The following is a 14,860-nucleotide window of genomic DNA, read 5'->3' as shown; positions in this document are numbered from 1 at the left end:
ACGCAACAAACCTCACAATTTGTTAATTGTGAGGTTTGTTTTATATTTTTTTAATTATTATCTGCTATTTCAAATCCTTCGGCTTCTTCCTGTGAAGTTCCTTTAATATTTTCTGCGCCATGAGTTAATCGCTTCAAAGGTTTTAAAATTGCAATAATTAGAATTCCAAATATCGTACAAAACACAGCGATTCCTGTAAACACTTGAAACTCTCCAGCTCCTTCCGATAATTCACCCACAAATCCAGCCACCTTATTTCCAAGACCTGTCGCCGCAAAATAAGCTCCCATCATAAAAGAGGCATATTTTACTGGAGCCAATTTTGTTATAAAAGACAAGGCTACTGGAGAAGCACATAACTCACCAATAGTATGAAATAAATATGCCAAAACCAGCCATATCATTGCAGATTTTTCAACTACTTCTTCACCATTCATTACTACTTCAGTACTCGCTTTACTCATAAAAAAGAATCCAAAAGCCATAATAATAACTCCTATTGCCATTTTAAATAATGACGAAGACTCCTTCCCTTTTTTACCCCATTTATACCAAAACCCTCCTACTGCCGTACCTAAAATAATAATAAAAAACGCATTAACGGACTGAAAAACAGCAGCGGGTATTTCATTTCCAATTAATGGCAATGAAAACGAAAGAACTCTGTTCGTTTTTTGTTCAGTATACAGACTCATTAAGCCTCCAGCTTGCTCAAACGCTCCCCAAAAAACAATAATAATTAAGAATGACAAGAACATCACAAGCATTCTATCTTTCTCTACCTGAGTTAATGGTTTCTTCATTAATTCTTTGTCTGGAGAATCTTTCTTTCCTAGAAATTCACCAACTCCTTCAAGATATTTCAATCCGAACATATATACTAATTGTCCGAAAGCCATACCAATTCCAGCTAAACCGAAACCATAGTGCCAACCATATTTAGCAGCAACAGCACCAACAATAAGAGCCCCTAAAAATGCTCCTAAATTAATTCCAATATAAAATATATAAAATCCTTTATCTCTTCTATCATCACCTTGTTTATACAAACCTCCAACCATAGTTGAAATATTTGGCTTTAAAAAACCTACACCTATCACAATTAAAATCAATCCTGTGAAAAATGCCCATTGCGCATCAATAGCCAATATTCCATGACCAGCACACAACAACAATCCACCAAGCATTACTGCTTTTTTCTGACCTATAAATTTATCAGCAATCCAACCTCCAGGTATAGACGTTAAATAAACAAACATTGTATATGTTCCATAAAAAGATAAAGTTTCGGCATTGGTCCACCCATATCCTGATTGCGGATCTCCAAATATTACCGGAGCCGCTAAGAAAAGCGTTAAAATAGCGCGCATTCCATAATAAGAAAAACGCTCCCACATTTCTACAAAAAATAGAACGTAAAGACCTGCGGGATGCCCTAAAATTTCTTTTTCCCGATATGCATTGGTTGCTGAGTCAGCCATAATGATTGAATTATAAGTTATTTTTAATAAAGTTAGTCATTTTAATATATAGATGTAAACGCGTGTTTCCTCCATATATTCCATGGTTTCTATCTGGATACATTGCCCATTCAAAATCTTTATTAGCCTGAACTAAAGCTTCTACCATTCTATAAGCATTCTGAACATGTACATTGTCATCTCCTGTACCATGCACTAATAAGTACTTTCCTTTTAATAACTCTGGATAGCTTAATGGTGAATTATCATCATACCCAGAAGCATTTTCTTCTGGAGTTCTCATGTATCGTTCCGTATAAATACTGTCATAAAAACGCCAAGTTGTAACAGGTGCAACTGCAATGGCAGCAGCAAAAACATCATTCCCTTTTAGGATACAATTCGTACTCATATAACCACCGTAAGACCATCCCCAAATACCAATTCTGTTTGCGTCGATATAAGATAATTTCCCTAACTCTTTGGCAGCTCCAATCTGATCTTCTACTTCATGCTTACCAAGGTTCAAATAAGTTACCTTTTTAAAATCGCGTCCTTTGAAGCCAGTTCCTCTACCATCAACACACACTATAATATATCCCTGCTGAGCAAGCATTTGATACCAAAAATCATTTGATCCTCCCCATTTATTGGCTACCTGTTGAGATCCAGGACCAGAATATTGATACATAAAAAGAGGATACTTTTTTGAAGCATCAAAATTTGCAGGCTTAATCATACACATATTTAACTCCTCTCCATTTACTGAAATAGTAGAGTATTCTTTAGTTCCCATATTGTACTCCGCTACCTTTGCTTTTAAAGCTGCATTATCCTTAATGGTCTTTAATACATCTCCTTTAGCATTTCTCAACGTATAAACTTGTGGTGTATTTGCATCCGAAAATGTACCGATAAAGTAATTTAAGTTCTTACTGAAAGCTGCTGAATTTGTTCCTGAAGGATTACTCAATAACTTTTTATTCTTTCCTTTAATCGAGATACTGTATACTCCTCGGTTAATTGATCCATTTTCAACAGACTGATAATAAATCGTTTTTTTCTTTGGATTGAATCCGTAATAAGAAGTTACTTCCCAGTTTCCTTGAGTAATTTGGTTAATTAACTTTCCTTTTTTATCATAATGATAAATATGATTGTATCCATCTTTTTCACTGGTCCAGATAAAGCTGTTATCATCAAGGAATGTCAAATCATCTTTAATATCAACATACGCCTTGTCAGTTTCATTTAAAACCAACTGAGCACTAAACGAATCTGCATTTACAAAGTATAACTTTAAATCATTTTGATGGCGATTTAATGTTCTCACTGATAAAACCTTATCATTTTTCGACCACTTAATTCTTGGAATATATTCATATTCACCAACAGTAATTTCTGCTGTTTTAGTCGTTTCTAAAGAAAATATATGTAATGATACCTTGGCATTATCTTCTCCAGCTTTTGGATATTTAAATACATGTTGAGAAGGATATTTATCTTTCCCTATCACATCCATTGAAAACGTTTTTACTTTGCTTTCATCAAAACGCAAAAAGGCAAGATTTTTACTATCTCCACTCCATTCAAAAGCTCTTACAAAACCAAATTCTTCTTCATAAACCCAGTCAGTAATACCATTAATTATTTTATTTTTTTCTCCATTGGAGGTAATTTGAAAAATTGTCTCATCTCTTGAAAAATCTTTGATATAAAGATTATTTCCTTTTGAGAACGCAATTTTTTCACTATCTGGAGAAAATGTTGGTTCTTGAATATCTTCACCAATTAACGATAACGTTTTAGTATTGATATCATAAACATAAAATGTTCCCAAAAAAGAATGACGAAATATAGGTTTAAAATTTGTTCCTAAAATCAATTTTGTTTCATCATTATTAAACTCATAAGAACTGAAATATCTCATTTCTTTTAAATCTTTACTATCGACAATAGTTTCAACCTTTTCTAAGGTTTCATAACTATACTTGTCTACTGATGAACCGGAGCTGTGGTAATTAAGAAGTGAATAGAAATCTCCGTTCATGGAGTTCAAAGAATTCATATAATCGGCTCTAAATGTGCCATTTTTCCAAATATCTTCTAAGGAAATATCTTTTTTTTGCGCCTGCATTAGAGAAGCAAACCCAAGAAAAAATATTAACAGTTTTTTCATATTTAGTTGTTGTTTAAGTAAAAAGTTTGCCAAGTTTACGGAAAATTCATTAATTTTTAGGTTAAAATGCCTAGAAATATCTTTAAACTCGGCTAATTTAACAGGATTCATTTATCTTTGAATCCTTAAAATTTAAACATAGAATGGCGAAAGTTATTTCAGGATTTTCCAAACTTTCTAAACAAGAAAAGATTGATTGGTTAGCTAAGAATTTTTTTAATAACCAAAATGAAATCATCCAAACAATTCAGCAATACTGGAATGCTGATGAAGCATTACAACAATTACATGACGACTTTATAGAAAATACCATTACTAATTTTTATATGCCATATGGTATTGCTCCCAACTTTATTATTAATGGTAAAGAGCATGTAATACCTATGGTCGTTGAAGAAAGTTCCGTTGTTGCTGCAGCCTCTTTAGTCGCTAAGTTTTGGAGCACACGCGGTGGATTTAAAACCCAAGTTATTTCTACGACAAAAATAGGTCATGTTCACTTCATGTTTGAGGGCGATAAAAAAGAACTCTATTCTTACTTTCAAGAACAGAAGTCTAAACTATATGAAGCGACATATTCCATTACTAAAAACATGGAAAAACGTGGAGGTGGTATTTTAGACATTATTCTTGTTGATAAAACTGAAGAACTCGATAACTATTACCAGCTACATGTCACCTTCGAAACGAAAGACTCTATGGGAGCGAATTTTATAAATTCATGCCTTGAAACCATGGCGAACCAGTTTAGGAGAAATGATATTGAAATCGTTATGAGTATTTTATCTAACTATGTTCCTGAATGTTTGGTAAAAGCTGAAGTGTCATGTGATGTAGCCGAATTGGGTGGGAACAATCCTGAAAAGTTTGCTAAAAAGTTTGAGCAAGCTGTAAAAATAGCTGAAATAGAACCTTATAGAGCAGTTACTCACAATAAAGGGATTATGAATGGCATAGATGCGGTTGTATTAGCAACAGGAAATGATTTTAGAGCTATTGAAGCTGGAGCCCATGCATACGCAGCAAAAAATGGTACTTACAGCAGCCTCTCTCATTGTGAAGTAAAAGATGGAGTGTTTAAATTTTGGATTGAACTTCCATTAGCTTTAGGTACTGTAGGAGGATTAACCGCAATACATCCAATGGCTAAGTTGTCATTGGACATGATGGGAAGACCGTCAGCTCCAGAATTAATGGAGATTATAGCTACTGCTGGTTTAGCTCAAAATTTTGCCGCCTTACGAGCATTAACTACAAAAGGCATTCAACATGGTCATATGAAAATGCACCTAATGAATATATTAAATCAAATGAGTGCCTCTACTGAAGAAAAAGAACTAATTTCAAAAGAGTTTGAAAATAAAACAGTGTCTCATAGTGGTGTTGTTGAAGCTCTCGAAAACTTAAGAAAGAAGGTCTAAATGGATTCAATAAAACATTATAGTAATGGTAAACTGTTACTAACTGGTGAATATTTAATTCTTGATGGAGCTGAAGGTCTTGCCGTTCCTACTAAATTTGGACAAGATTTAACTATCGACCCCATTAATGAACCAGAGCTAATTTGGGGTAGTTTTTCAGATACTGGAGAGTGCTGGTTTGAAGCAAGTTTTGATCTACCGAAATTAAGACTAACCTCAGCTACTTTTAATTCTGATAAAGAAGGGAGTTCTGAATTTGTTGCCGAAACACTGCAAACAATTCTTCAAGAAGCGAAGAAATTAAATCCTGAGTTTTTAAATACAACCAAAGGTTATATTGTTAAAACTAACTTGTCATTTCCTAGAAACTGGGGGCTTGGGAGTTCTTCTACTTTAATAAATAATATTGCTTCTTGGGCTAACGTTAATCCCTTTACTCTTTTATGGAATTCCTTTTCCGGAAGTGGTTATGACATTGCTTGTGCAAAACATAATGCTCCAATTATATACCAAGTTGAAGGAAAGAACCCTTCAATAAAGGAAGTCAATTTCAATCCTGATTTCAAGAATCAATTGTTTTTTATTCATTTAAATCAAAAGCAAAATAGTAGAGAGGGGATTGCTCAATATAGAAAAGTAAAAGATGAGGCCAAGAAACACATCTCAACCATAAGTGAAATTTCTTACAACATATTGAACTCTAAATCTGTTAACGATTTTAATCTTCTTATTAATGAACACGAACATATTATTAGTCAAATTATAGAACAAGAGCCCGTTAAAAAAAGATTATTCAACGATTATTTTGGAGAAATAAAAAGTTTAGGAGCTTGGGGTGGCGACTTTATTTTAGCGACGGGGAATGATGACACTCCAATGTATTTCAAAAACAAAGGATATCATACTATTTTAAAATACTCAGAAATGATTCTTTAGTTTTATGTTATGATTAGACGATATACTATAGAAGACATTGACAAGTTAATTGAATTGCTTGATCAAAATACCCCAGTATTTTTCGACGCTACTGAGAAAACTGATTATATCGATTATCTAACAAATGAAATTGAAGATTACTTTATATACGAAGTAAATAAGAAAATTATTGGGTGCGGAGGTATTAATTATGACATCGTAAATAGGACCGCTAGAATTGCTTGGGACATTATTCATCCTAATCATCATGGAAAAGGTATCGGTAAAAAACTTACTTTACATCGAATTAACCTTATTAAAACTAATATAAATATTGACACTATAATTGTTAGAACTTCACAATTGACTTATAAATTTTATCAAAAAATGGGCTTTCAAGTAGACAGCGTAACCGATAATTTTTGGGCAAAAGGTTTTGATCTTTATTTAATGTCTTTAAATACAAATAAAAATAGTGAGCACTAAAAAGAAAGTAATTATTATAGGAGGTGGAGCAGCAGGTTTCTTTACGGCAATAAATGCTAAAGAATTAAATCCTGATTTAGATATTACTATTCTAGAAAAAGGAAAAGACACTTTACAAAAAGTGAAAATATCGGGTGGTGGACGTTGTAATGTTACACACGCTTGCTTTGAACCAAAAGAACTAGTTAAGCACTATCCTAGAGGAGAAAAGGAATTACTAGGCCCATTTCACCAGTTTATGACAGGTGATACTTTTGAGTGGTTCGACAACCATCAAGTTCCTTTAAAAATTGAAGAGGATAATCGCGTATTCCCAGAAGCGAACACCTCTCAAGCTATTATTGATTGCTTTACTCACTTAACGGAAAAACTAAAGATTAAAGTAGCTACAAGTCAAAACGTAATTGATATTACAAATGAAAATGACTCATGGGAAGTCATCACTAAAAATGAGTCATATCAGTGTGATTTTTTAGTTATTGCTGCAGGAAGTAGTAAAAAAATTTGGGAACTTGTAGAAAAACTAAACCACAAAGTTATTCCGCCTGTCCCTTCTTTATTTACATTCAATATTAAAGATCCTCGTATTATTGATTTAGGAGGAATATCGGTTCCAAATGCTTCTGTTAAAATTGCAAAAACGAAATTAGAAAACTCTGGACCTTTATTAATTACACACTGGGGATTAAGCGGTCCTGCTATTCTAAAGCTTTCTGCCCACGGAGCTAGAGTATTAGCAGAAAAAAACTATCAATATAATGTTATCGTTAATTGGTTGGGTATGGATACAGATGCAGTTGCCGAAGCATTGACTAATTTTAAGCAAGAGTTCTCTAAAAAACAAATTCACCTTAGGTCTCCTTTTACAGATCTTCCAAGAAGATTGTGGGAACGCTTGCTAAATGCATCTAAAATTTCGACCAAAGCAAATTGGGCGGATTTAAGTAATAAACAATTAAGCAACCTATCTACACAACTTACCCAAGGACTTTTTAATGCTAATGGTCGCACCACATTTAAAGATGAATTTGTCACTGCTGGAGGAATTGATTTGAAAGAAATTAACTTCAAGCGCTTCGAAAGCAAAATCCATAAAAACCTCTTTATTGTTGGTGAAGTTTTAAACATAGATGCCGTTACCGGAGGATTCAATTTTCAAAACGCTTGGACAGGAGGGTATATCTGTGCTCAAAGTATTGCCAACAGTTAAATACGATTGTGGTTATATTAAGTCTATTACTTCAATACAACCTCTGTCGGCAACCGTTATATAACATTTAGAGTAATCAATACTAAAGGTAATATTCGTTGGTTTTTTCCCAGTAAGATTTATTTCATTTAATATTTCTCCTTTTGGAGATAAGACAACTACGGTTCCTTTGTCATATCTACAAATATATAGATTACCTTGTTTGTCGCAACGCATACCATCAAGTCCAAAATTTTCAAAAGAAATAAACTCTTTCTTATTTGACACATCTCCATTTTCTTTAATATCATATACCCATACTTTTCGCTGAACAGATTCGTTTACATACAGTTTTTTTCCATCAGGACTCACCTCTACTCCATTGGTTGTTCCCATGTTTTTCTCCAAAAGTTCAAACCCCTTTTCTTTTGTTACCTTCCATAAGTTCCCTGTACTTTCTTTCCAATTCGGATCACTTGCATACAAAGTTGTGCTTGAAAGTACTGCAATATCATTTGGCTGATTTGCTAAAGGTTGATTCGCAAAAATTTGAATTTCTTTTGTTTCAAGGTTTACCTCAAGCACATTATGATTGGTATAATCGGCGATAAACATTTGATTTTTATTTCCGAATCGAATGCCATTACCAATACTTCCATTAGGAAGTTCAATAAACATACTACTTTTCCCTTCAGCAGTTACTTTTCCTACAGTTCCTTCCTTTTCAAAATTAACCGCATAAATATTCCCTAAATAATCTGTAGCGGGGCCTTCTATGCCACCTGTAAATATATTTTCTTGTATTAAATCGTAGCTCGTTTGTTTTTGGCTACATGAAGTTATTATTACAGTAAAAAGAAGTAAGTAAAGTTGTTTTCTATAATTCATTCGAACAATGCTTGTTTAATTTAGTATTGCCTAAAATGAACCAGTAAATAACTATTTACCTCCTTTTTTAGCTAAAAACACTAGAAATAACTATCAACAACTGAATTATCTCTTGCTTACCGATGTTTCAGTATTAAAAATGAAAGGATTTTTTTCTATTAGAAATGGAGTTCGCACAAGAAAACACTATCTATTAGCTTGCCACAACTCCACGGTGCGGCTTGAGTGCATCTCTAAATATTTTCATATCAGTCTCATCTACTGTAATAAAAGCAATCGCATGAAATTCATGAACCTGCTCATGGTTTACCTCGTAATATGTAAGGTTATCTATTTCCGCGAACTCTTTTAAATGAACACAATGATGCTTCGCTGTTTCAAGACCTTCAGGGCCTTTAAAGTCCCATATCAATTTAATTTTTCTACTCACGAATTATTAATTTCGACAAAAATACCTATTTCAAAAGCAGAAATAGGTATTTTCTAATTAATAAATTTAAAATGAGAACAACACTTAGTTGTTTAAGATTTTACTTGAGGGGCTCTATTTTGGATACTTAACATTTTAACTATTTAAATGAAATTATGTATCTACACATTTCAAACGATTAAAATATGAGTTAAGTATTTTCTCTGTGCATTTTCTAAGTACTTCTTATAATTTATTTCAATTTTCCAAGAAGTTTAGATCCGAATAACCAAACTCACAAATTCGACCAGACAACATTTAACACGCTATAAAACAGTAAGAAGACTTCTTACCGAAGTCTTCCTGCTAATATTAAAGGGAAAAATATATAAGGGGAAAATACTGTTTTCTTTATCTACACCTTAAAGATAAAACAGATATAAAACCAAAAACCAAACACTTCGGTAAAAAGTCTATTTCTATCGGCGTATGTATCAAATAAAAGGATAAAAAAACCCGCTCTAAAATAGAGCGGGAAAATTGCTATGAAAAAGAAAATTCTAAGACGTCTCTTAGAACAGGTGCAAATTTACAACAGTTTCACTGTTTGATATGTTAAAATTTAAAAGTTTGTCACCCCTCAAAAACCCTGAACTTAACATAAGGGTTATCCCTAGTTCTTTTCATTCAAAAACAGGTAAAAACCTATCTATAATCTAATTACAATGCAGAAAACCCTGAAATAAAAGAAAAGCAAAAAGATTGTTACTTATTGCTTTTCTTGAGTACATTCTTTTTATTCTATTTCTCCCCTCGCATCCATAACAATACAATATCAAACAATCTTGCTATTACAAGAATTATCAATCCGAATGTAGGAGCTATTAACGCAATCCTCAGCCCTCCTGTCAAAACTTGTTGACTAATACTATCCGCTATTGAAATAGCTTCTAAAGCTCCTAGCATTCCTATTATAAATCCTAACACTCCAAAAACTAAAGAAAACAATCCTACGGATTTCAGTAATCTCGAGTTTTTCTCAGTATTCGCTTTAATTCCTCGAATAAACAGAAAAACCACCAACAGTAGCATGATTAACAAGGGCACCATAAACAAATAACCTCCTTGACAAAATATATCCGTACACGGCTCTCCTTCCATTTCTACAACTTCGTAACCTGCTGCTACTGCTTCTTCTAATTTTAATTGAATCATAATATTTTTTTAAATTGTTTCTGCTACGAAAGTATAACACTCTTTAAACTCCATGGAACACTTAGAGACCAACAACAACTTTTATCCTCGATTCTGCAATGACCTTGAAATTTCATAGATAAATAAAGTATTATGTTAAAACCACGTTTAATTTAGTATTTCATCTATATTTAAGATGCAAATCAAAATATTTTTTTCTTTTTTGTAAAATGCAAAAGTTAATAATCTCTTATTTGAAAAAAACACCTTTACACTTATTATTTTGGGTAATGGTTTGGGGATTTTTTTATCTTTTTTTTAGCTCGGGGAGTCAAAACAATTCTTTTCTACTTTTTTTCTCAACAATTATGGCTTCAATTACCATAGTCGCTTCCTACGTTTTTATCAGCAAGCTCATACCAGATTATTTACTATCTCAAAAATATTGGCTATTTACATTGTATGTGATATACACCTTAATTTTCACATTGTTTGGTGTGTTATTAACAATAATTTTAGGTTTTACATTCTTCTTTAACCTTGAATATCAACAAATGCCTTTATTGATTAAAAGTCCTTCAGTAATTTCTATATGCGTACTCCTCATTATTACTTTAGTCAGTGGGTTTAAAATTTTAATGAGCAATTATAGAGCAATCGATGAAAAACAAAATCTTAAAAACAAATTTCTCGAAGCCCAATTAGAATTCAAAAAGCAAGAGCTTAAGTTTTTAAAAATGCAAATTCATCCACACTTCTTATTTAATACTTTAAATACTTTATATGGCTTCGCTTTAAAAAAAGCGGATGAAGCCCCTGACATGATTCTAAAATTATCAAACCTCTTGGACTATATCCTTTACCAAGTAGAAAAACCTCTAGTATCATTGAACGATGAAGTTGAACATATTGAAGATTATATCACCTTAGAAAAAATGAGATTTCAAAAAAATCTTATTGTTAAATTTATAAAAGAAGGCGATATATCACATATTCAAATAGCTCCAATGCTATTGCTTCCCTTTATTGAAAATGCTTTTAAACATGGTGTCCCCATTAAAGGAGTGCTAACAATAGAAATAAAACTAGAAGTTGGTAGTTCCTCTCTAAATTTTGAAGTTAAAAACACCACAAAACCATCAACTAAATCTTCTAAGGGAATTGGGTTAGAAAACATAAAAAAGAGACTATTCATGCTATACAAGCACAATTATTCGCTCCAAACGATATTTGATAAAGAACAATTTTTAGCAACATTAGCCATTCCATTAAAAAATGAATAAACAAGTTAATTGCATTATTATAGACGATGAACCTATGGCAAGAGAAATTCTTACCACTTACATAGATAAAATTCCTAACTTAAATTTATTAAAAAGTTGTTCAAGCGCAATGGACGGTATTCATGCAATTAACGACCATGCCATCGATTTAGTGTTTCTAGATATTAACATGCCAGAAATATCAGGATTAACATTTGCTAAATCCATTCAAAAAAATATTAAGATTGTTTTTACAACTGCTTATAGAGAGTATGCAGTTGAAGGATTCGACTTACAAGCCATAGATTATTTGTTAAAACCCATAGCTTTTGACAGGTTTTTGAGAGCAGTAAACAAACTTTTAGAAACCTCAAACCTAGTAAAAGAGGTTAAACCAAAACTTTATAGTAATCTTAATCAAACTAACGATTTTATCTTTTTACGATCAGACAGAAAAATGATTAAAATGGATTTCTCTGATATTTTATACGTTGAAAGTTTGAGTGATTATGTAAAAGTTCACACAGCATCAAAAACCATAGTAACGAGAGAAACGATAAGTAATATCGAAAACAAACTCCCAAATCATTATTTCATCCGAGTACATCGATCTTTTATTGTTTCTATAAAACAAATCGTATCCTATACCAATGAATACATAGAAATTAACAAAAAGGCAGTTCCCATTAGTAGAACTTACAAAGAAGAAGTTTTACAAAAACTCGGTTCCATATAAGCATCATAAACGATATTTACTCATGTCTTATTTTTCCTTTAACTCGAAATTGTTTTCTTTGATAGTTTTTACTTTTTACTACATACCAGTAATGAAAAAATTCACGTATTTTTGCTAAAAAAACTACACGTTTAATATGGTTAATTTTATTTTTCAAGAAGCCGTTAAAACAGTTGAAAAAACAACTCATCAATGGCAAACTCCAAGCAATATTGCACTTGTTAAGTATTGGGGAAAAACGGAACCTCAACTGCCCAAAAATGCATCAATAAGCTTTACTCTAAATAATTGCCATACCAAAACGAAAATAGAATTTGAAAAAATTGAAAAGGATACTGAAGTAAATTTCGATCTTTATTTTGAAGGAAAAAGAAAAGATGAATTCAAACCGAAAATAGCCAAGTTTTTTGATAGAATCAAAGAATACTGTCCGTATATCCTCGATTACTCTATGGTCATTCATTCTGAAAATTCATTTCCTCATAGTAGTGGTATTGCCTCATCTGCTAGCGGAATGGCAGCTATTGCCATGTGTTTAATTAGTTTAGAAAAAGAATTAAACCCAAATCTAAGTGATGATTATTTAACTCAAAAAGCATCTTTTTTAGCTAGATTAGGTTCTGGGAGTGCGAGCAGGAGTATCGAAGGTCCTTTAGTAGTTTGGGGAAAACACTCTGACATTAAAGGGAGCTCAGACAATTACGGAGTTAAATTTCCGTATAAAGTTCATCCTATTTTTGAAAATTACCAAGACTGTATACTACTTGTAGACAAAGGTGAAAAACAAGTATCTAGTACAGTAGGGCATAATTTAATGCATAATCATCCCTTTGCCGAACAAAGGTTTCAACAGGCAAATGACAATTTAAGTAAAATCACGACAATCCTTCAAGAAGGAAATTTAGCAGATTTCATTGAACTTGTAGAAAGTGAAGCCTTAACTCTTCATGCCATGATGCTAACCAGCAACCCTTATTTTATCCTTATGAAACCTAATACTCTGGAGATCATTAACAAAATATGGGGGTACCGAGCAGAATCTGATTCAAATATATGTTTTACTTTAGATGCTGGGGCAAACGTTCATATTCTTTACCCACACACTGAAAAACAACAAGTTGAACATTTCATTAACACCGAATTGTTAAAGTTTTGCCAAAAAAATCAGTATATTTGTGATAATACAGGCTTTGGGGCACAAACTTTTTAACACTTAACCTCTTTAATTATGAAAATTTCTACTATTGTACTTTTTATAATGTTTGTTGGGTTTTCTACATCATCCATTACAGCTCAAGAAACTATATGGTTCGATGCTAATTGGCAACAAACAAATAAATCTGAAGGAGAATACTACCGTCCTAACCCAAAAAAAATTAAAAATGGGTTTTGGATTGTTGATTATTATAAGAATGGACAGGTTCAAATGGAAGGATTCAGCAACATGAACACTCCTGGAAAAGAAGAATTTGACGGCTTAGTTATATATTACTACCAAAATGGAAACGCATCTCATAAAGCGAATTATAAAGGCGGTAAACTACATGGTTTACGAAAGGTTTATTATGATTCAGGCGAACTAAAAGAGCAAGGGAGATATGCTCAAGGAAAACGTTCTGGTATATGGAAAACGTTTTATAAAAATGGAAAAATAAAAGAAAAGGGTAAATATCGAGATAACGAGAAATCAGGTATTTGGAAAACTTTTCACAAAAACACAAAGTAATAAATTGGAAACTAGAACTATTACTTGTATTTTTGCAATATTGTAATTACAAAGAATCTATGAAAGGACCTTTATTTTATGCTAAAATTTTACTTTTTGGAGAATATGGTATTATCAAAGACTCCAAAGGTCTAGCAATCCCCTTTAACTCATATAAAGGAGCTCTTAAGTCTGTAAAAACCTTAACAGGTGAAGCAAAAAAATCTAATTCAAGTCTTACTGGACTATATCAGTACTTAGCTGAACTTAATTCTGAGTTGGTAGATTTCGACTTAGAAAGCTTTAAGAGTGATATTGATAACGGAATGTATTTCGATTCTTCGATCCCACAAGGATATGGAGTAGGAAGTTCAGGAGCTTTAGTTGCATCAATTTATGACAAGTATGTTGTAAACAAAATAACAGTTCTTGAAAACTTAACACGTGATAAATTATTAAAGTTAAAGGAAATTTTCTCTATCATGGAATCGTATTTCCATGGAAAAAGCTCAGGTTTAGATCCTTTAAATTCATATTTAAGCTTACCAATTTTAATTAACTCTAAAGAGAATATTGAAGCTACTGGAATCCCTTCTCAAAAAGAAGGTAAAGGTGCTGTTTTCTTGTTAGACTCAGAGCAAATTGGAGAAACGGAGCCTATGGTTACTATTTTCATGAATAAAATGAAAAATGAAGGCTTTAGAAAAATGTTAAGCGAAGAGTTTTCTATTCATACTGATGCTTGTATTGAAGATTTTTTGCAGGGAAACATAAAATCTTTGTTCGGAAATGTAAAGAAGTTATCGAAGGTAGTTCTTCACAATTTCAAACCTATGATTCCTTCTGCTTTTCATAAAGTATGGGAAAATGGGATTCAAACCAATGACTACTATTTGAAACTTTGTGGATCAGGTGGTGGTGGATATATTTTAGGTTTCACCAAAGATTTCGAAAAAGCCAAAAACAGTTTAAAGAATTATAAATTAGAATTAGTGTATCGTTTTTAAAATACTTTT

14 protein-coding genes are annotated in these 14,860 nt (G+C 32.3%); 9 read left to right on the top strand and 5 right to left on the bottom strand.

Translation table 11 applies throughout. The features are described from left to right. Nucleotides 1-50 precede the first annotated feature (50 nt). Nucleotides 51-1,481, bottom strand: coding sequence for a peptide MFS transporter (locus BLW23_RS06950; RefSeq protein ID WP_093668539.1), 1,431 nt, complete (start codon nt 1,479-1,481; stop codon nt 51-53). A 10-nt stretch (nt 1,482-1,491) separates the two neighbouring features. Continuing rightward, complete coding sequence (locus BLW23_RS06945; RefSeq protein WP_093669352.1) at nt 1,492-3,639, bottom strand: S9 family peptidase; 2,148 nt, start codon at nt 3,637-3,639, stop codon at nt 1,492-1,494. Between the two features lie 113 nt (nt 3,640-3,752). On the opposite strand from BLW23_RS06945, the gene BLW23_RS06940 reads away from it, so the two are divergent. The 4 genes from BLW23_RS06940 to BLW23_RS06925 are packed head-to-tail and all read left to right on the top strand — an operon-like array spanning nt 3,753 to nt 7,671. Further along, nucleotides 3,753-5,060: a hydroxymethylglutaryl-CoA reductase, degradative gene (locus tag BLW23_RS06940; protein ID WP_255362775.1), complete on the top strand. Its 1,308-nt coding sequence runs from the start codon at nt 3,753-3,755 to the stop codon at nt 5,058-5,060. Further along, the gene (locus BLW23_RS06935) at nt 5,061-5,996 is read left to right on the top strand and encodes a GYDIA family GHMP kinase (protein WP_176829772.1); all 936 of its coding nucleotides are present in this window, start codon (nt 5,061-5,063) and stop codon (nt 5,994-5,996) included. Between the two features lie 9 nt (nt 5,997-6,005). Continuing rightward, on the top strand, nt 6,006-6,461 hold the full coding sequence (locus BLW23_RS06930; RefSeq protein WP_093668537.1) for a GNAT family N-acetyltransferase: 456 nt from the start codon (nt 6,006-6,008) through the stop codon (nt 6,459-6,461). Then, the gene (locus tag BLW23_RS06925; RefSeq protein WP_093668536.1) at nt 6,451-7,671 is read left to right on the top strand and encodes a BaiN/RdsA family NAD(P)/FAD-dependent oxidoreductase; all 1,221 of its coding nucleotides are present in this window, start codon (nt 6,451-6,453) and stop codon (nt 7,669-7,671) included. Before BLW23_RS06930 ends, BLW23_RS06925 begins: the two co-directional genes overlap by 11 nt. 12 nt (nt 7,672-7,683) lie before the next feature. Here the strand turns inward: BLW23_RS06925 and BLW23_RS06920 are convergent, their stop codons facing one another. From BLW23_RS06920 to BLW23_RS06910, 3 genes are all read right to left on the bottom strand, one after another. Then, on the bottom strand, nt 7,684-8,538 hold the full coding sequence (locus tag BLW23_RS06920; RefSeq protein ID WP_093668535.1) for an SMP-30/gluconolactonase/LRE family protein: 855 nt from the start codon (nt 8,536-8,538) through the stop codon (nt 7,684-7,686). 193 nt (nt 8,539-8,731) lie between these two features. Continuing rightward, entirely contained in the window at nt 8,732-8,968 is a 237-nt protein-coding gene (locus tag BLW23_RS06915) for a hypothetical protein (protein ID WP_093668534.1), read from the bottom strand. Between the two features lie 780 nt (nt 8,969-9,748). Beyond that, the gene (locus BLW23_RS06910; protein ID WP_255362760.1) at nt 9,749-10,162 is read right to left on the bottom strand and encodes a MotA/TolQ/ExbB proton channel family protein; all 414 of its coding nucleotides are present in this window, start codon (nt 10,160-10,162) and stop codon (nt 9,749-9,751) included. 617 nt (nt 10,163-10,779) lie between these two features. Here BLW23_RS06910 and BLW23_RS23645 point away from each other — a divergent pair. From BLW23_RS23645 to BLW23_RS06885, 5 genes are all read left to right on the top strand, one after another. Beyond that, nucleotides 10,780-11,424 carry a sensor histidine kinase gene (locus BLW23_RS23645; RefSeq protein ID WP_255362759.1) on the top strand — a complete coding sequence of 215 codons (645 nt, stop codon included), beginning with the start codon at nt 10,780-10,782 and terminating at the stop codon, nt 11,422-11,424. Then, nucleotides 11,417-12,139, top strand: a complete 723-nt coding sequence (locus BLW23_RS06900; protein WP_093668532.1) for a LytR/AlgR family response regulator transcription factor — start codon at nt 11,417-11,419, stop codon at nt 12,137-12,139. The genes BLW23_RS23645 and BLW23_RS06900 overlap by 8 nt, the downstream gene beginning before the upstream one ends. Nucleotides 12,140-12,275: 136 nt before the next feature. Continuing rightward, on the top strand, nt 12,276-13,349 hold the full coding sequence (locus BLW23_RS06895) for a diphosphomevalonate decarboxylase (protein ID WP_093668531.1): 1,074 nt from the start codon (nt 12,276-12,278) through the stop codon (nt 13,347-13,349). Between the two features lie 18 nt (nt 13,350-13,367). Continuing rightward, complete coding sequence (locus BLW23_RS06890) at nt 13,368-13,865, top strand: toxin-antitoxin system YwqK family antitoxin (protein ID WP_093669346.1); 498 nt, start codon at nt 13,368-13,370, stop codon at nt 13,863-13,865. A 59-nt stretch (nt 13,866-13,924) separates the two neighbouring features. Next, nucleotides 13,925-14,851: a mevalonate kinase family protein gene (locus BLW23_RS06885; protein ID WP_093668530.1), complete on the top strand. Its 927-nt coding sequence runs from the start codon at nt 13,925-13,927 to the stop codon at nt 14,849-14,851. Nucleotides 14,852-14,860 lie beyond the last annotated feature (9 nt).

This window comes from Tenacibaculum sp. MAR_2009_124, assembly GCF_900105455.1.
Taxonomy (GTDB): Bacteria; Bacteroidota; Bacteroidia; order Flavobacteriales; family Flavobacteriaceae; genus Polaribacter.
This window is presented reverse-complemented; position numbering and strand designations above follow the sequence as displayed.